The sequence below is a fragment of the Paraburkholderia sp. A3BS-1L genome (assembly GCF_051125215.1).
GTDB lineage: Bacteria > Pseudomonadota > Gammaproteobacteria > Burkholderiales > Burkholderiaceae > Paraburkholderia.
In genome coordinates this window covers 680,179-698,632 of sequence record NZ_CP120446.1, presented here as the reverse complement: position 1 = coordinate 698,632, position 18,454 = coordinate 680,179, and the positions used below count along the sequence as shown (strand labels likewise).

At 59.0% G+C, this 18,454-nt stretch carries 14 protein-coding genes and 3 pseudogenes; 8 read left to right on the top strand and 9 right to left on the bottom strand.

Annotated elements, in window-relative coordinates; all coding sequences use genetic code 11:
* Positions 1-9 precede the first annotated feature (9 nt).
* The 8 genes and pseudogenes from P5W99_RS38870 to P5W99_RS38835 all read right to left on the bottom strand — a co-directional run bounded on the left by P5W99_RS38870 (position 10) and on the right by P5W99_RS38835 (position 9,854).
* Complete coding sequence (locus P5W99_RS38870; protein ID WP_434667337.1) at positions 10-2,067, bottom strand: acetate--CoA ligase family protein; 2,058 nt, start codon at positions 2,065-2,067, stop codon at positions 10-12.
* Positions 2,068-2,169: 102 nt separating this feature from the next.
* Positions 2,170-2,547: pseudogene (locus P5W99_RS38865) on the bottom strand (acyl-CoA dehydrogenase family protein); the annotation flags it as partial.
* Positions 2,548-3,255: 708 nt separating this feature from the next.
* Positions 3,256-4,461, bottom strand: a pseudogene (locus P5W99_RS38860) (acyl-CoA dehydrogenase family protein); the annotation flags it as partial.
* Positions 4,462-4,558: 97 nt separating this feature from the next.
* Positions 4,559-5,332 (bottom strand): enoyl-CoA hydratase/isomerase family protein, encoded by a 774-nt coding sequence (locus tag P5W99_RS38855; protein WP_434667334.1) that lies wholly within the window; start codon positions 5,330-5,332, stop codon positions 4,559-4,561.
* 45 nt (positions 5,333-5,377) lie between these two features.
* A complete protein-coding gene (locus P5W99_RS38850) occupies positions 5,378-6,190 on the bottom strand; it encodes an SDR family NAD(P)-dependent oxidoreductase (protein WP_434667331.1) in 813 nt (270 codons plus the stop codon).
* Positions 6,183-6,941, bottom strand: a complete 759-nt coding sequence (locus P5W99_RS38845; RefSeq protein ID WP_434667328.1) for a carboxymuconolactone decarboxylase family protein — start codon at positions 6,939-6,941, stop codon at positions 6,183-6,185. The genes P5W99_RS38850 and P5W99_RS38845 overlap by 8 nt, the downstream gene beginning before the upstream one ends.
* A 32-nt stretch (positions 6,942-6,973) precedes the next feature.
* The gene (locus P5W99_RS38840) at positions 6,974-8,185 is read right to left on the bottom strand and encodes an SDR family NAD(P)-dependent oxidoreductase (RefSeq protein WP_434667325.1); all 1,212 of its coding nucleotides are present in this window, start codon (positions 8,183-8,185) and stop codon (positions 6,974-6,976) included.
* 10 nt (positions 8,186-8,195) lie between these two features.
* Entirely contained in the window at positions 8,196-9,854 is a 1,659-nt protein-coding gene (locus P5W99_RS38835) for a long-chain fatty acid--CoA ligase (RefSeq protein WP_434667322.1), read from the bottom strand.
* Between the two features lie 322 nt (positions 9,855-10,176).
* Here P5W99_RS38835 and P5W99_RS38830 point away from each other — a divergent pair, with 322 nt between their 5' ends.
* From P5W99_RS38830 to P5W99_RS38795, 8 genes and pseudogenes are all read left to right on the top strand, one after another.
* Complete coding sequence (locus P5W99_RS38830) at positions 10,177-11,238, top strand: LLM class flavin-dependent oxidoreductase (protein WP_434667319.1); 1,062 nt, start codon at positions 10,177-10,179, stop codon at positions 11,236-11,238.
* A 472-nt stretch (positions 11,239-11,710) separates the two neighbouring features.
* Positions 11,711-12,901, top strand: coding sequence for a porin (locus tag P5W99_RS38825; RefSeq protein ID WP_434667316.1), 1,191 nt, complete (start codon positions 11,711-11,713; stop codon positions 12,899-12,901).
* 61 nt (positions 12,902-12,962) lie between these two features.
* Positions 12,963-14,177 (top strand): CaiB/BaiF CoA transferase family protein, encoded by a 1,215-nt coding sequence (locus tag P5W99_RS38820; protein ID WP_434667313.1) that lies wholly within the window; start codon positions 12,963-12,965, stop codon positions 14,175-14,177.
* Positions 14,178-14,226: 49 nt separating this feature from the next.
* Positions 14,227-14,405, top strand: a pseudogene (locus P5W99_RS38815) (ISL3 family transposase); the annotation flags it as partial.
* A 242-nt stretch (positions 14,406-14,647) separates the two neighbouring features.
* Positions 14,648-15,712 (top strand): LLM class flavin-dependent oxidoreductase, encoded by a 1,065-nt coding sequence (locus P5W99_RS38810; protein ID WP_434667310.1) that lies wholly within the window; start codon positions 14,648-14,650, stop codon positions 15,710-15,712.
* A gap of 33 nt (positions 15,713-15,745) precedes the next feature.
* On the top strand, positions 15,746-16,534 hold the full coding sequence (locus P5W99_RS38805) for a flavin reductase family protein (protein ID WP_434667308.1): 789 nt from the start codon (positions 15,746-15,748) through the stop codon (positions 16,532-16,534).
* Positions 16,535-16,546: 12 nt separating this feature from the next.
* On the top strand, positions 16,547-16,729 hold the full coding sequence (locus P5W99_RS38800) for a hypothetical protein (protein ID WP_434667305.1): 183 nt from the start codon (positions 16,547-16,549) through the stop codon (positions 16,727-16,729).
* Between the two features lie 57 nt (positions 16,730-16,786).
* The gene (locus P5W99_RS38795; RefSeq protein WP_434667302.1) at positions 16,787-17,716 is read left to right on the top strand and encodes an alpha/beta fold hydrolase; all 930 of its coding nucleotides are present in this window, start codon (positions 16,787-16,789) and stop codon (positions 17,714-17,716) included.
* 123 nt (positions 17,717-17,839) lie between these two features.
* Here the strand turns inward: P5W99_RS38795 and P5W99_RS38790 are convergent, their stop codons facing one another.
* A complete protein-coding gene (locus tag P5W99_RS38790; RefSeq protein ID WP_434667299.1) occupies positions 17,840-18,157 on the bottom strand; it encodes a DUF4148 domain-containing protein in 318 nt (105 codons plus the stop codon).
* Positions 18,158-18,454: the final 297 nt, after the last annotated feature.

Here is an 18,454-nt window from a genome sequence, read left to right as displayed (position 1 = left end):
GTTCACGGCTTAGAGAGCTGTTTCAGGATGCTTGACGATCACAGCATCAAGCACTGCGGCACTGGATTCACGCACGACAAGCGGGTTGACGTCCACGCTCATGACTTCCGGATGATTCATGGCGAAATCCGAGAGTTTGACCATTGCCGCGACGAGTGCGTCCATGTCCTTGGGAGCAGCCCCACGCCAGCCTTTGAGGAGTGCCGTAGCCTTCACCTTGTCGATTGCCTGACGTGCGCGTGCTTGCGTGAGTGGGGCGGAGACGAGAGACACGTCCTTGTACAATTCGGTATTGACACCCCCGGCGCCCACGAGAATCATCGGACCAAAAGTTGCATCGTTGTTCATCCCGAGGATCATTTCGGTGCCACCCACAATCATCGGGCACACGAGGATGCCGTCGATCTGTGCTTCAGGGGCATGAACGTACACGCTGTCCAGGATCTGCTGGTGGGCTGCGCGCACGGCATCAGCGTTCCTGACGTTGAGAACGACGCCGCCGACCTCCGTCTTGTGCGCGATTTGCGGACTCACGATCTTGAGCACCACGGGGTAGCCCATGGCTTCGGCCGCAGCAACCGCGGCATCGGCGTTGATCGCGAGGACGTCTTGCGGCACCGGCAGGCCAGCTTCGGCCAATGCTTCCTTGGCCAGAGCTTCCGTGCTCACGTCGCCCAACTGATAAGCCCGGCGCTTCGCTTCACCCGGCTCGTAGAGATTCGCCCAACGCGCGCGGATCGTTGCTGCCGCACCCAGTGCGAGCGTGGCGCGCGTAGCGTCGTTGAAGACTGGAACGCCGATTTTTTCGAGTTCGCGGTCCACTTCGGGCACGGAGAGCGTGACCACGATGACGTCGCGTTCCGGGTGCCGGGCCTTGAGCGCGGTAAACGGCTGCTCGTAGTTGGTCTTGAACGATGCCGGAGCGAGGCCTGCCGACGCCAGATACGCCAGCGTTGTGCCGTAGCTGCTGTTCGAGAGCATGACGTCCAGGGCGCGGACCGTGCCGTTCTTGACCGATGTGATTTGAGCCGTCACGTCCAGCGGGTTGGTGGCCACCGCGAACGGCAGCAGTTCAAGCATTGCCGTCCGGGCGGCTTCAGGCAGGGGAGGCATCGCGAGGCCGGAGTCGCCGCATGCGTCTGCGACCATCACGCCGATACCGCCCGACGACGTGAGAACGCCCAGTTCGTTGTTGACCGGCAGATGGCCCGTGGTCGAGATCAGGTACGCGATGTCCAGCATCTCTTCTTGCGACTGGGCGCGATACGCACCGCATTCGGCGAAAACGGCGTCGTAGGCCGCGTCGTTGCCGGCCAGCGAACCCGTGTGAGTTGCTGCGGCAGCCGCGCCGAGTTCGGAGCGACCGACCTTCATGATAATGACCGGCTTTTGAGCCTTCGCCGCTTTCAGCAGAGCATGACGCAGTTTTTGACCGTCCTTTGCCGATTCGAGCGCGGCCATGATGACCCTGGTGCCCGGATCTTCAGCCAGATAGTCGATGGCTTCGGCGACATCGACGTCTGCTTCGTTGCCCGTGGCCACGATCTTGCTGAAGCCCATGCCGCGCAGCGTAGCCGCGCCATACAAAGCCGAACCGAAGGCGCCCGACTGCGTCGCCAGCGCGATCTTGCCGGCCTTCGGGCTGACGCCGTAGAGCACGACCGAGAACGTCGAAAACAGGCGCGATTCAACGTTTAGCAAACCGAGCGAATTCGGTCCGATCATGCGAACGCCCGAAGCCTTGCACATCGCAGCCATGCGGTCTTGAACGGCACGGCCTTCTGCGTTGATTTCGGCAAAGCCCGCGGTCAGGACGACCACGGATTTGACACCCTTCTGGATTGCATCGCGCAATGCCGATTCCACACTACCGGTCGGAACCACGATGATCGCTTGATCCGGGACTTCGGGTGCGTCGAGGATCGACGGGTATGCGGGAAGGCCCTGGATTTCGGAGCCACTGCGGTTAATCGGGAACAATTTTCCCTGATAGCCGGATTCGCGAAGGAATCGCAGGACGCGACCGCCGATGCGGTCCGGATCCGACGAGGCGCCGATAACGGCCACCGATTTTGCGTCAAACAGTGCGCTGAGAGTAGAAGATGTCATGGTGTACGAGTAGGATCGAGCGCTCCCCGGTCATATTGGGGAGCCTGAATCAAGCCAGCTTTAGACCTGTGCGACGAGCCAATCGAGACATTGGCTACGGTTGCCGAATCGCTCCGCTGCTGTGCGCGACTGCATGCAGAGTTGCGTTGCAGGCATTTCCACCGTCATACCCATGCCACCGTGCATCTGGATAACCGCGTGGCCGATTTCCTTCGCAACGCCGGCGCAGTACATCTTGGTCAGCACGACCTGACGGTCGATAGCGCAGTCATCGCTACCGCTGAAGCCTTCAATCAGGCGAGCGACTTGACCCTTGATACCTTCGTAGGCCACATAGCAATCCACGACGCTGTGCTGGAGCACCTGGTGGACAGCCAGCGGTTTGCCGAACTGCACACGGTCGTTGAGGTACTGGATCGTCTGTTCGATCTTGGCGCCGACAGCACCGACGATCTGCACGCACGACAGCAGTGCGCCGATCTGCAGGGCCTGGTTGACCGCGACGGTAGCGGGAGCGCCGACGAGAACGATTTCGTCTTCGCTGACTTCGAGGCCGTCGACCTCGTAATCCACGGTAACCGTCCCGTCGATGCCGCCGAAGAACCGGGCGCGATCAGCCAGACGCGAACGTGCGATCAGCACCAGGGCCTGACCGTCTGCGGTAGACGCGTTGAAGATGAGGTGCGTGGCAGGTTCGCTTTCGTTCGAACCACGGATTGCACCGCGCAGGACATTGCCTTCCAGGCTGACCGTCGCGGCCTGGAGAGGCGTGCCCGACTTCGATTGCAGCACCGGCGACACCGACGCTTCGCCGCTCAGCAGTTGTTCGAGCACCGGGGCCGCAACCGGTACCGCCGCAACTGCTTCGAGAAGGACCGGCGCCACGGCGCAACGCTCGACCAGCGGCATCACGTTCGTGTAACGCGAGGCCGCCTCAACAATGCTCGCGAGATCCGCGAGCGTAGCGCCGACGCCGCCGTTGTCCTCCGAGACCAGAACCGACTGCCAGCCCAGTTCGAGGGCTTGTTGCCACTTGCCCGAGGCCTTGCCTTCCACAGCGTTGCCCTTCTGCGTTTCAGCCGCAGTGGCGAGCCGTGCCGACGAGTCGAACATGTCGCCCTGGAACATGTTGCTCACCGCATAGCCCGCGCTCATGATCGACTTGGCGATGATGTTCTTCTGGACTTCCGTCGAGCCGCCGGCCAGCGTGCGCGAACGGTAGAACAGGTACGTATGGACAAAATTGCGCTCGAGGTTCAGCTCGTCTTCCGCCGTCGCCAGCGGCAGCAGCGGGAGGAGGCGAGCAGCGTACTCGGGCCCGAGCACGTCCATCGCAATCGACGTCACCTCCTGGCTCTGCTTCGAGCACGCCATTTTCAGCGCCGACGACTTGGACGACTGAAGCGTGCCGGCCATGTCTTCCTTGATCGCCGAAAGCAGGATTTCACGCGTGCCGTACGCACCGGCTTCGACTTCGAGCAAGCGATCGAGTGCCTTCAAGAGCGATGGGGTTGCGCCCTTTTCCTTGATCTTGTCCTGAACCAGTTCGGTCACTTGCTGAACGTGACGGAGCAGGCGCGGCATCAGCGCCGGACTCAGGCGTTCGCGGTCGAGCAGGAACTTGCCGTACGACCAGCCCTGGCCTTCGGCGCCGATGCGATTGAACACCGGCACCTTGACGTCCTTCAGGAACACTTCGTTGACATGGTGCCACTGGTCAATCGTGTGAATCGGACGAACTTCGATGCCCGGCGTGTTCATCGGAATCAGTAGCAGCGTGATGCCTTCCTGACGCTTGCCTTCGTTGCTCGTGCGCACGAGCGTGTACATGATGTCCGCTTCCTGCGCGTGCGACGTCCAGATTTTCTGGCCGTTGACGATGTAGTTCTCGCCAGTTTCGTCCAGAACGGCAGCGGTCTTGAGGGAGGCCAGATCGGAACCGGCACCCGGTTCCGAATACCCCTGGCACCACCATTCCGAACCCTCGATGATAGGCGGCAGAAAGCGTGCCTTCTGCTCGTCCGTGCCGAATGCCTGGATCACGGGACCAATGTGGCCAATGCCGTGGTGATACAGCTGCGGGCAGTCCATTGCCGCCGTCACCTCTTCGAAGATCAGGCGCTGCATCACGTCCCAGCCGGGGCCGCCGAACGCCTTGGTCCAGCCCGGAGCCGAATAGCCGAGACCACCCTTGGCCATGGCAGCCGTGTATTGGCTCAGGAGCTTGCGGCCCAGCTTCTTGTTTGCACGCGTTGCAGCACGCACTTCGGCGGGCACATTGGCTTCAATATAGTCAGCAATTTCTTTGCGAAACGCGGCATAAAATGCTTCGTCACGCACTTGATCCCGCATTTGATCCATTTCACTCATGGTTAACTCTATTCAATCTATTAGGGCTGCTAATTCGATTGTCGGCTCGTCGCCGCAGATCTTTTAACAACTGCGTTGATTAGCGGCCCACGTAAACCGGAGCGCGCTTTTCGAGGAAGGCGCGCTGTGCTTCCTTCGAGTCTTCGGTTTTGGACAGGAATTCGGTGTTGCCCTGCTCGTAGCGATAGGCTTCACGCAGCGGCATGTTCTCGGTCATTCGCGCTGCTTCCTTCGCGAGACGCAATGCGATAGGCGACTTCGAAGCGATTTCCCTGGCGATTTCCATAGCGAAGGGCAGCAGTTCTTCCTTCGTCGTGCATGCCTCCACGAGGCCGAGGCGATACAGTTCACGGCCGGTGACTTTCATGCCCGTATAGAACATCCGGCGGGCCCGCGATTGACTAAAAATGCGGTTCAGGAACGAGACGCCGCCAGCCAGACCGACATTGATTTCCGGCATCGAGACGTAAGCGTCTTCCGACGCCACCCAGATGTCCGAGTTCATCACGATGCCGAAGCCGGCGCCCATGGCTGCGCCGTTGATGGCGGCAATGATGGGCTTCGGGCATTCGCGGATCGCATACGCCGATTCACGGACGATACGGTGATGCTTCGGGAACGCGCCAGGCTGCGAGAGGTCCTTGCGGTCGCTGATGTCGGCGCCCGCCGAGAACGCCGAACCCGCACCCGTGACAACGATGACCGACACATCGTCACGCGCGCCGAGCACGTCGAAACAGTCGATGATCTCATTGCGCATTTCGGCGTTCTGAGCGTTGCGCTTTTCCGGACGGTTGAGCGTAACGAGTGCGATCTTGTCTTTGATCTCAACGAGGAGGGTATTGAATTCCATTTTCCTAATTCCTTTGTTAAGTGCGAGTACTGCGCATACGATGAATCAGACGCGCGGAATGTTTTTCATGACAACCCGGCTCAAACCGCCATCGATCAGGAGATCCTCGCCATTGACGTAACTGGACCGATCGCTGGCCAAGAATAGAATCGCTTCTGCCATGTCACTCGACGTTGCAATTCGACCGCTGGGTACGGCCTCATTGCGCGCGCGCAAACGGCCCTCATCCTGGTAATAGGCCTCGCTCATAGGCGTTCGTACCAGGCCAGGGCTCACGCAATTACTGCGAATGCCATATTGTGCGAGCTCCAGACAAAGTTGCCTTGAGAGCATCAGTACGCCGGCTTTGCTTACGCTATACGCAATGCCCTTGGGAATCGCGATGTCCCCGCCAATAGACGCAACGTGCACCATGGTTCCGCCTTTTCCCGCATCGCGCATTTGCGCGCCGAATGCCTGTGCGCAGAGGAACGCGCCGGTCAGATTGATTGACAGCAGACGCTGCCATTCGTCGAGCGACGCATCGAGCAGCGCGACACGGCCACCACCGCCGACACCCGCGTTGTTGACCAAAACATCAGCGGGGCCGAGTTCACGGATCACCGTTTCGGCAGCAAGGGCAACAGACGCGGGGTCTGATACATCACAGCCGACAGCGATCGCGGTGCCTCCGGCCAGCAGAATATCGTTCAGGATTTCAGAACAGATTTCCCTGGTTCGATCCAGGATCGCGACTTTCGCGCCCGCAGCCGCCATCTGCCTTGCCGTTTCCGAACCGATGCCACCGGCACCGCCGGTGACTACGCAAATGCGTCCGGAGAGCCCCAGCCAGGACATCGCATTTTCACCGTTAGTCATTACCTTGACCCTTGGCCGATTCAATGATTTCGTTAAGTGAGATTGCCCCCAAAGCCGTGCCATGCACGGAAAGATGAGCGCCAAGCTGAATAACCTGGAGAATTTCCGAAGCAGAAATGCCCTTGTTCAAAGCAACACGAATATGGCGGCGCACAGCATCGGGATTAAACGCAGTGAAACAGGCATTCAACGCGATCTGGACGAGCAGGCGTTCGCTATCGCTCAGACCTTGGCCCGTTCCACCGGATCGAATAAAGTCCATCACAACCTGCGCGTACTCTGCATCGAACTGCGCGAGGTCTTCGATCAACGAGGCAGCGACGGGATGAGCGGCCTTGAATTCGTCACCAATCGGAACGTCAGCGTAGTGGCTGTCGTCCGGTTTCCGCGCGCCAAGTTCCTCGCCAAGAATCGCGGTGCCGGCATAAACGGCCTCCAGCCCCTGCATAGCCACCAGATGGAGCACGTCGAGCACATCGAAAGGTGTTGCGCCCGCATTCAATGCGCCTTTGAGATGGGTCGAAAGGCCCGGCGCGTACATGTGCGCCGAAGAAGCGTCGAGCGCAACATATACAAGTTCCACCATCCGCGGACTGAGCGGGCCCTTCCTTGCAGGCTGCCCGGCATAATCGGCATACCGCTCAAGAAAGTCGGGATGGAGGTTCAGAATGGCATCGGTCCACGGGCGCCAGTAGCCGCGTGCGGCGATGAACTTTTCCTTGATCCGTTTCTGTTCCACTGACTGTTCCATCCGCGTCTCCATTTGTTATTCGATACCAGCAATCAGGGGGTTATCGTCCACGACTGGCCGGTCAGGAATTGCGCCGCCGCGCTCGCCACGTAGTGGGCGATGGGCTGCACCCTGGAGACCGGGGTCTGCGGATGGACGTCGAGCGAGTTGACGCGCAAACCCTTCGAGCCCCATTCGCAGGCCTGCGTCGCGACGAACATGCGTGCCGCCGCTTCGTCACCGCAGGTAGCCCAGTCGTCGGTATGCGCGGGGAGCAGGAAAATCAGGCTTGCGTTGTGCGTACAGGAGCGAGCGAATCTTTTTGCTGCTTCATGCGCGGCATTCAGGCGCTGGCCATCCGGTGCGTTCAGCACGGAAGCGTCGATAACCGACTGGTACCTGGCGTCCTTGTTTTTGGTCTGTAGCGACATCCAGTTCTGTCTGGCGTCCGGGGCGGCGCCCACGACGTCGATGGCCGTTTCCGTGTCCATGGGCACAACGTCGTACTCGGCCGGGGCGCACTGGATTGAGCCTCCGTAGACCGAAGCCGCACCGTCCACCGACACAGCGGAACCCGAGAGAGGGCGCGCGCCTTCGCTGGCGAGGAAGAACAGGGCTTCAGCAAGTTCGACCGGCTCGGCAATACGACCGAGGGGAGTTTTGCCAGCGGCGCGAACCGGATCGAGGCGGCCCGATTCGATCAAGCGACGCACAAGTTCCGTGCGTACAAAACCCGGGCACAGGGCGGTCACGCCGAGATCCGGACGTGCCTTGGCCAGCGCCTTCGTGAATGCGATAACACCGGTCTTCGTGGGGGAGTAAGCGCCACGGAATGGGATTGCATGCAGCCCAGCGCCCGACGAGACATTGACGACGCGGCCATGCGGCTTGAGCTTCTTTTCCAGCGCCTGAAAAATCAGACGAGGCGCATCCAGATTCAGGCGGACGAGGGGCGCAAACTGCTCTTGCGTCATCGCCGTGAGCGGCAATTGCGTGCTGTCCGACATGCCTGCATTGTTGATGATCGCGTCGAGATCCGGCATATCCTCGGCCAGTGCCGCGATTTCCGCGGGCTCCATCAAATTGACGACGCGAATCAGGTGCGGCTCGCCAGTCAGCGGCATTTTCCCGATCAAACCTCGCAACGCCTCAGCCTGATAATCCACCAGCACGCAGCGCCAGCCAGCTTTGGCGAAACGCATGGCGCTGGCATAACCGATACCGGAAGCGGAACCCGTGATAAGAACAGTTTTCTGGGACGGCATACGCATATCCTTAAGCATTTTCGACATCGGTCGAGAACCTGAAGCTCTCGAATTGCTTGCGCAGCGGAACCTTGTGGAGTTTCCCGGTCGCGGTGTGGGGGAGGGAATCCACGAAGACAACGTCATCGGGAAGCCACCACTTCGCAACGTGAATGCGCATGTGCTCCAGCACGTCTTCAGCCGTCACGTCCATGCCCTTGCGCTTGACCGCGATGAGTAGCGGGCGCTCCTGCCAGTGCGAGTGGCGCAGGCCAATAACCGCCGCCTCTTCAATCGAAGGATGGCTGAGCGCCGCGCTTTCCAGGTCCAGCGACGAAATCCATTCACCGCCCGACTTGATCACGTCTTTCGCGCGATCCGTGATCTTGAGATAGCCGTCCGCATTCAACGTCGCCATGTCGCCGGTTGCGAACCAGTCATTCGCGTCCCACGCGTCGTCTTCGCGGTTGTCGCGGTTGTAATAGGCGCGGGCAATCCAGGAGCCGCGCACTTTTAGTTGACCCGTGGTATGACCATCGCGGGGAAGGCGATTGCCTTCGTGATCGAAGATCGCGATTTCGGCACCGGGCAGCGGACGGCCGGCCAGCATTTGCAGGTCGAAGCGCTCATCGAGCGTCAGGTGGCTGTGCCTGGGTAGGGGAACGTTCACGGTCACGACAGGACTCGTTTCAGTCATACCCCACGCCTGACACAAATAGACACCGAAATACTGCTCGAACTTCTCGATAATGCGTCGAGGGGCAGCCGATCCCCCGGAAAGTACGCGGGTCAAGACGATGTCGCGACGACGCTGTTCCGGGTCCACGTTTTCCGCGTATTCGAGCAGCGAAAGCCAGACAGTGGGCACGCCACAAGACACGGTGCATTGCTCGTCGCGAAGCATCGAGTAGACGTTCTCGCCGGAAAGTCGCGAGCCCGGAAGAACGAGCCTTGCACCGGCCATTGCCGAGGAATGCGGGATGCCCCAACCGTTCACATGGAACATGGGCACGACCAGCAGGATGCTGTCGCGGGCGCTGATGGCAAAGCTGTCCGCCATGCACGTGGCCATGGCATGCAGGACGGTCGACCGATGGCTATACAGCACACCCTTGGGCTTGCCCGTCGTGCCCGAGGTATAGCACATGGACGACGCGCTATTTTCGTCGAGTTGCGGCCATGCGTAGACGTCACTGCACTCGTCCATCAGCGACTCATAGCAGGCGAGACCCGGAACCGCGATGTCTGGCATCTGATTGGCTTCGCACAGCGCGATGAAGCCTTTTATATTCGGGCATTGCGGCGCGATCTCTGCCACCAGCTTTGCCAGGCTCGCGTCGAAGAACACATGTGTGCTCCCGGAATGATTCAGGATGTAGACGATCTGTTCCGTGAACAGGCGCGGATTCACGGTCGTCAGGACTGCGCCAGTGCCGGAAACCCCATAGTAGAGTTCAAGGTGGCGATGCGTATTCCAGGCCAGCGTCGCGACACGCTGACCAACGGCCACCCCGAGTGACTGGATGAGGTTTGCAACCTGCTTCGCGCGGCCACGAGCGGCAGACCAGGTATAACGATGGAGAGTGCCGTCGCCCAGGCTGGATACGATCTCTTGATCGCCATGGTTGTTGGCCGCGTGCTCGATCAAATCGGAGATCAGGAGCTGCCTTTGTTGCATCAGTCCGTTCATTGTCGTCCTGTTTTATCTGTCTAAAGTCTCACTCCATGGGCCCGTTTGCCGAATAGCGAAAACGGAGCCGCAACGTGCCATCTACAGGAAACGCACTGCTGAACCATTGGGGTTAATGCCGAATCTGGATCGAACATATCCCTCCATGTGCGAGGCTACTTTACTACACAGAAAAGCTGCAATTGCGTGAGTATTGATGTCAAATTCGCAATACAGAACGAGACATTTTCTGGGTTGTGCGATGGTCGCTGAACTGCTTAGAATCCGCTCCAGATTAAGCTCCAGCCAGTAATCTACTTACCATTGCAACGGAGATGCCATCGTGGAATTCGGCGTATTTCTTCTTGCGCAGCAGCGCAGCTACGCTCAGACATCACAGTGCGTCATTCACAATACGATCGAGCAAACGGTCGTGGCCGAGCAGGCGGGCTTCGATGCCGCCTGGTACGCCGAGCACCATTTCAACAACTACTCGCTCTCGCCGTCGCCGCTGATGACGATTGCTCACGCAGCGGCTAAAACCACGAAAATCCGTCTGGGTTCGGCCGTTTGTATCCTGCCCCTGTATCACCCCGCACGTCTGCTCACTGAAATCGGACTGGCCGACACGCTCTCTGAAGGGCGTCTCGAGTTGGGCATCGGCTCGGGCTACCAGCAATTCGAATTCGAGCGATTCGGCTGCAACCTCGCAAACAGTGGCGAGATCTTCCACGAGATCTGGGACATCCTCAACAAGGGCCTGAACCAGAAGGTCTTCGACTACAAGGGGAAGCATTTCGAAATGCTGCCGACCTCCATTGCGATCCGCACGGTGCAGAAAAAGGTGCCGCTGTGGATCACGTCGATGAACCCGGGCACGCTGGGTCGCGCATTCAACGAAAACGTGAACCTGTTCACCACGGTCCTGCACGGCGGCAACGACGCCTTGCGCGGTTTGCGCGGTCGGCTCGAAGGTCTGGCCTTGGAGCTGGGCAAAGACCTCAGCAAGACCAAGATCGGCTTTCTGCGCTGCGGCTTCGCATCGGACAGCAAGGCTGAAGTCGATGCGTATCTGGATTCGGCGCGCTGGGCACGGCGTATTTCGGAAGCGCTGAAGGATCGTCGCATGGACGTGGACGACGGGTACCTCATGAGGGAAACGCCGTGCGCGGCCGACATGACCCTCGACCAGCTGCGCCAGAACCTTCCGGTCGGCTCAGTCAATGAAGTGATCGACAAGCTGCTCACGGAAATCGAAATCCTGAAGCCGAACCATATTGCACTTCAAACGCAGCTTGGTGACTGCGACCAGAAGACGATGCTCAAGCAGATCGAGCTCTGGGGCGACAAGATCATCCCGGCAGTGCGCAAGGAACTGGCGCGCAATGCCAAGCTCGCGGCTTAAAAGAGCGGAATAGAAAGACTACGGCTATGCGTCGGCGCATGACGAACAGTGGCGCGATTACGCCTATTGTGCCGTCGCACTGTCGAGTATGACGTCATACACACGACGACCTTGGGCACGCACGAGACGTTCGTGGGCAAGATCCGCAAGACAACCACCGACGATGCAAGATCGCCGATAGTGAATTTCAACGCGGGAATTCGCGGCCTCGCGCAGTAACCGGCAATCCAGGCGCCTCCCGACTGCACCGCGTTAAAACGCCGCTTTATTCGAAGACAGGCATGTTCGCAGCCATAGGAGAGGGCTGCGGAGGCGAAAAGCGCCTGAAAGAAATAGCCGTAGAAGTTCGTTTTTTGTAGTCCTGTCGATCAGGGATCGAAACTAGCCAGCCTTTTCGATCGCTTTGCCTCTTGCAGACGGACATCGGTTGTGTCCGGTAACGCAATTAATAGAAATATATTGGAGACATGCAATGAAAAAGACTTTCGCGGTTGCCGCATTGTCAACGTTTGCCGCTGCGGCACATGCACAAAGCTCGGTGATGGTGTACGGTATTCTCGACCAGGCCATTACGTACACGAACAACACAGGCACGACGAACGCAAACGGCACCGTTACACCGGCCGGCTCGAAAATCGCTATGGACTCGCTGTCGGGTACGGCGGGATCGCGCTGGGGTATCCGTGGTGACGAGGATCTGGGTGGCGGGCTTCACACGATCTTTACGTTGGAATCGGGCATTAACATGCCGACCGGTGGCTTCGGTCAAGGTGGTCTGATGTGGGGCCGTCAGATCTTTGTCGGCCTGCGAAACTCGCAATACGGTCAGGTGACGTTGGGCCGCCAGTACGATTCAGTCTACAACTTCACGATGGTGCTGGATGCGGGTTCGCTGGCCTCGAACGGCGCCGCCATGCACGCGGGCGACCTCGACAACGCCGCAATCAACCTGCGCGAAAACAACTCGATCCGCTATCTGAGCCCGAACATCAGGGGCCTGACGTTCGGGGGCGGCCTTGCCCTGGGTGGCGTTGCCGGCGACGTTACCAATGGCCTGCAATACAACTTCGGCGCGCAATACGATACGGGCGTGGGCCTGAAGGTGGGTGCTGCATATGAGTTCTTCAAGAACCCAACCGGCCCTGCGGGCAGCACCGGCTGGTTCACGTCGAATGGCTCGGGCACGCTGCTGAGCCATCAATTGGACACTGGCTACGTCAGCGCGCAGTCGTACCAGATCGCAATGATCGCCGCACAGTACACGAAGGGCGCCTGGACGTTCGCCGGTTCGTGGTCGAATGCCCAGTTCGGCAATATGAGGGCATTCAACGGCAGATCGGCCACGTTCAACACTTTCGATCTGGGCGCTCAGTACATGTGGACGCCCTTCTTTTCGACGGCGGTGGGATGGAACTACCAGACTTCGGCTGGCGTGACCAAGGCTGACGGCACGAAGATTGGCAACCAGCATTCGAACCAGTTCTACATGCGGACTTCGTACGATCTGTCGAAGCGCACGATGCTGTACGTTGCGGTTGGCTACCAGGATTCGCGCGGCGTGAACTCGCAAGGTGGCCGCGCGGTGGCCGACATCGACAATATCGTGGATAGCTCGACGGGTAAGCAGGTTGTCGCCCGGCTTGGCATCCGTCACAACTTCTAGGCACAGCAGCGATACAGCCCTGCGATGCAGGCGTTGCCGGGCTGCAATGAGGAACGATTCAATGGCTTCGGAAAACACGGCTTTGCCGCTTGCCGGTGTGCGCGTGCTCGATCTTTCCCGTGTGCTCGCCGGCCCGTGGTGCGCCATGGTGCTCGGCGACCTGGGCGCGGAGGTTATCAAGGTCGAGCATCCTGGGCGCGGCGACGACACGCGCGACTGGGGCTTACGCATTGGTCGCACCGAAACAGCCTATTTCAATAGCGTGAATCGCAACAAGCGTTCGCTCACGCTCGACTTGCAGACGCCGGAAGGACAGCAGATCGCGCGCGATATTGCCAGGACCTCCGATGTCGTCATTCAGAACTTCAAATTTCGAGGCGCGGAAAAACTCGGCCTCGGTTACGACCAATTGAAACGAGAAAATGGCAAGCTCGTTTATTGCTCGATTTCCGGCTATGATCGCGCCGGCCCGGAAGCGGAGCGCCCCGGCTACGATTTGCTCGTGCAGGGCGAAGCTGGATTGATGGCGTTGAATGGCGAGGCCGAACGGCCGCCGCTTAAATTCGGCGTTGCGGCCGTCGATCTTTTCACCGGCATGTACTCGGCGCAGGCGGTTCTCGCCGCGCTTTACGAGCGAGAGCGCACCGGGGCCGGGCGTCACATCGAAATGGCGCTGTTCGACTGCGGGCTCATGATCACGGCCTATTACGGACTCGAAGCGCTCGTGGCCGGAGAGGATCCGCCGCGTTTTGGCAACGAGCATCCGTCGATCGTTCCGTATGGCGTATTCGAAGCCGCCGATGGCCCGCTCGTGGTCGCGGTAGGCAATAACGGCCAGTACGACCGTTTTTGCCGTGAAGTGCTGCTGCGCCCGGATCTTGCCGACGACGCGCGCTTCAAGACCAATATCCTGCGCTCGCAGAACCGCGCCGCGCTGCTGCCCGAAGTCCGCCAGGCCATTGCGGCCGAAAAGCGTGCCGCGTTGTTGGACAAGCTCGCAGGTGCGGGCATTCCATGCGGCGAAGTGGCGGGGCTGCGCGAAGCACTGCTTTCGCCGCGCGCGACGCAGGCAGGGCTGCTGACCATGCAGCCTCACCCGCATACGGAATCGGGCACCACGCCTGTGCTCGCGCCGCCATGGCGCTTCGACGGCGAACGCATGCCGGTACGGCGCGCGCCGCCACAACTGGGCGAGGGCACGCGCGACGTGCTGCAAGACGTGCTGGGCTATAGTGCCGAGCGTATCGACGATCTGGCGAACCGGGGCGTGGTGTGACCTGATCTGACGCGGCGCGCGCTTGCAAAAGGCGGCGCGCCTTCAATTGTGCAACCTCGAAAATCGAACGCCGCGCATCAAATTGCCCGACGGCCGTATGGCGCCTGTCGAGCCCGATTGGCCGGCAAGCTCAGCGGTTACATGCTGCTGTTCGAGGCAGTGGTGCTCGTACGCGCCCGCCAGTTGCCGCTTGCAGCTCTCTCTCGTTCCCTGCGCGAATCGTGGCACAGCGATTCCCTTGCGTCCCATGATCGCCCCCGCCTGTCCTGATTCATTTGCAGGACGATTTGCATCTATGCAATTTTATTTACGTGATTGAAAAAGACGGGATTTGAAGCGCATTGATGTCAAATTCTTAATACAGAAGGAGAGTTTCTTGGATTGTGCTGGATTCGTCGAACTGCTTAGAATCGGTTGCAGTGGATACCCATTAATCGAATTCAACTAACCATTACAACGGAGACGTCATCATGGAATTTGGTGTATTTCTTTTGGGTCAGCAGCGCTCGTATGCGCAGACTTCGCAGAGCATCATTCACAATACGATCGAGCAGACGGTGGTCGCTGAACAGGCGGGCTTCGATGCCGCGTGGTATGCCGAGCACCATTTCAACAACTACTCGCTCTCGCCGTCGCCCCTGATGACGATTGCTCACGCAGCTGCCAAGACGACGAAGATCCGTCTGGGCTCGGCCGTTTGTATCCTGCCCCTCTATCACCCCGCGCGTCTGCTCACTGAAATCGGTCTGGCCGACACGCTCTCTGAAGGGCGTCTCGAACTCGGCATCGGCTCGGGCTACCAGCAATTCGAATTCGAGCGATTCGGCTGCAACCTCGCAAACAGTGGCGAGATCTTCCACGAGATCTGGGACATCCTCAACAAGGGCCTGAACGAGAAGGTCTTCGACTACAAGGGAAAGCATTTCGAAATGCTACCGACGTCGATTGCGATCCGCACGGTGCAGAAAAAGGTGCCGCTGTGGATTACGTCGATGAACCCGGGCACGCTGGGTCGCGCATTCAACGAAAACGTGAATCTGTTCACCACGGTTCTGCACGGCGGCAACGACGCTTTGCGCGGTTTGCGCGGTCGGCTGGAAGGTCTGGCCTCGGAGCTGGGCAAAGATCTCGGCAAGACCAAGATCGGCTTTCTGCGCTGCGGCTTCGCATCGGACAGCAAGGCTGAAGTCGATGCGTATCTGGATTCGGCGCGCTGGGCGCGCCGTATTTCGGAGGCGCTGAAGGATCGTCGCATGGACATAGACGACGGGTACCTCATGAGGGAAACGCCGTGCGCGGCCGACATGACCCTCGACCAGTTACGCCAGAATCTTCCGGTTGGTTCAGTCAATGAAGTGATCGACAAGCTTCTCACGGAAATCGAAATCCTGAAGCCGAACCATATTGCACTTCAAACGCAGCTTGGTGACTGCGACCAGAAAATGATGCTCAAGCAGATCGAGCTCTGGGGCGACAAGATCATCCCGGCAGTGCGCAAGGAGCTGGAACGGAACGAAACGGCAGTAATGGCTTGATCAATCAGTAAGCAAGAAATAAGGAGACCTGTAATGCGTCTACATTTGACGAACAGCGGTGCGATTACGCTTATTGCGCCGTCGCACTTCAAACAATTCGAAATCCTGGTAGACGAGCAGCCTGACCCCTTGCTGAATCAGGCGATTGCACGGGTCGGTCAGCGTTCGGATGAAGAGCACGTCTGGGTGAATCCCCAGGTCATCCGTTTCCTGTCCGGTAAGGCCGGGGACGCTGAATGGGAGACCGGCTTCGAAGCGATGGTGGGCTTCGCCAGAAAATTCAACTGGGTGAACGAAGATGGCCTGATTCGTGCGCACATCGTGCGCAATGAAAACGCGGCCGGGAGTTCCGTCGACGATTTCAAGGCGGCGATGCGCATGCTTCCGGCGGGCGTCTCGGCGATCACCACGGGAGATATCGCAAATCCGAGCGGGATGGTTGTATCTAGCTTGACGGCGATTTCGGCTGAGCCGCCGTTGGTCGGCTTCTTCGTGCACCGCGATTCATCCATGCTCGAGCCGCTGAAAACCCATGGCAAGTTCGTGGCCAACATCCTGGGCCAGGCGCACCACGACGTGGTGACAAAGTTCCTGAAGGAGCCGCAGGGGTGCGCCCGTTTTGCTAACGGGCAATGGGGCTCAGGTCTGGACGGCCTGCCGGTCCTGGTTGACGCGTTGGCCAATGTGGAATGTGACGTCATCCACACGACGACCTTGGGGACGCACGAGATGTTCGTGGGCAAGATTCGCAAGACGACCACCGACGATGCAGGATCGCCCATGGTGAACTTCAACGCGGGGATTCGCGGCCTGACGCAGTAACCGAAGATCCAGATGGTGACACAAGACAGGAATATCAATGCTGCCCAGCAAGACACAAACGTGATCTCCGAAGGTTTCCGGACCGCGGTTGTATCTGCACTCGTGAGCCGCAGGGATTACGGGGCCGATCTGTCCAGCTATTTCAGTGCGGGTGCTGTGGAGCTGGTGAATTTCCGGGTGCAAGGAAAGACCTGATCCCTGGACCACGACTGACAGGTTCCGAATAGTAATGGAAGGAAGGGAAGCCAGACTATGGCTATTGCTAGTCTGAACGACGAAATCCGGCGCCTCGCGGGCAGCGGTGAAAAATATACGGTCTTCTGGGGAACAATACCCGTGGTCTGGCGAAAATTCGGTTCGGGCTCACCGTTGGTGCTCATTCACGGCGGGTATGGCAACTGGCTGCACTGGGTCAAGAATATCGAGCCTCTCTCGTGGAAACACACGGTCTGGGTGCCGGATCTTCCTTCGATGGGCGAATCCGGAACCATGATCGAAAGAGAAGATCCGATGGAATCGTTGAAGGATATGGCGGCAGCGCTAGTTGCCTCGTTATCCGAATTAATCAATCTGGAAACGGAGATTGACATCGCGGGCTTCTCCCTGGGGGGCGTTATCACGGCCCTGTTTGCGCAGCAGTGGCCCGCGATTCGACGTATCGCGCTGCTTGGCCCCAGCGGACATGGTCAGGGGCGCCGGCAAACGAAAGCCATGATTTCATGGCGCAAGCTTGAAGGTCGGGAGCAGAAAGACGCGTTCCGCCACAACCTTATGTCGCTGATGCTTCAACGCTCTGCCTGCACAGATGACGTGGCGCTCGAAGTCTATGAATCGACCTGCCGACAGTGCCGCTATCGCGGTGGGAATTTTACGCGGCAAAGCATGATACGGGACATGCTGGAGACGTTCTGGAATCCAATTCTGTTCATCTGGGGTGAAGGCGACGTAACCGCGAATTACCCGGCCAAGGTCGCAGATTGGCTCTCAAGAGGTCGTCGCGGCCGCAAGTGGGCGGTTCTTCCCGGAGGACACTGGATTCAGTATGAGAACGCTGATACGGTGAACCAGATGCTTCTCTGCTGGTTCAGTGCGTTTGCCAGTCCCTGTGCCTCGGTCAACGTCCACGTCGCTACACAAAACGGCAGAAGCGAGGGCGACGAACAAATGAAAACACAGCCTTAAGCCGGGTTTGCCATTTGTGGCTCACGGTCGATGCGCAACAGGTAGTCGATTCGGTGCGAGGAAGACGGCAAGAAAACGTTGTCGATGTTCTCTGCCGCCTGAGTTCTTTTTTGGCCAACGGTCTTACGGATTGACGATTGTTATTGTGCTTTTAATGTTGCAACGCTGTTTCCATTCAGCCGGTCCCTCGCCGTTGGCCTGCACGTTTTGCTTGCAGGCCAATCGTCGCTTAGCTTCGAGGAGATCGTCCGGGTACAGGGTGTTGCTGGTGATATCGGGGCGGTATCCAACAGCCTTCAGATCAATCACCTGCTGTCGGACTTCGGCGCGGGTCAGTGGTTGAGGTCCGTCTATGTAGTTGGGTGACGATTGTGCAAAGGCTAAGGGGCTAGCGAACAGCGCACTTAAGCCAGCGATCTTGATGCCGCGTTGTAGATTCATATTCCCTCCGTCGACGTGGGCAATGGTTGACAACGGGACTGCCGAAGGCTACGGAAGTATAGACCCCGATTCCAAATCAGCAAGGATGGGGCAGCGGTGCGATGCTTCCGGGCGCCCGAAGCATTATGTGGCGGTGCATCAGTTGCGGCCTCTCGTTGTGCGTCCTTCCGGGCGTTGAATGAGCGCGGCGTGCTGCAAATGGCCTATTCCTCTTGCCACCCGATCTCGCCCAGGGCGTGTACACGATTGTCAAATCGCATTTGACGGTCTGTCAGTTTATTTGGAAATTGTTCATTA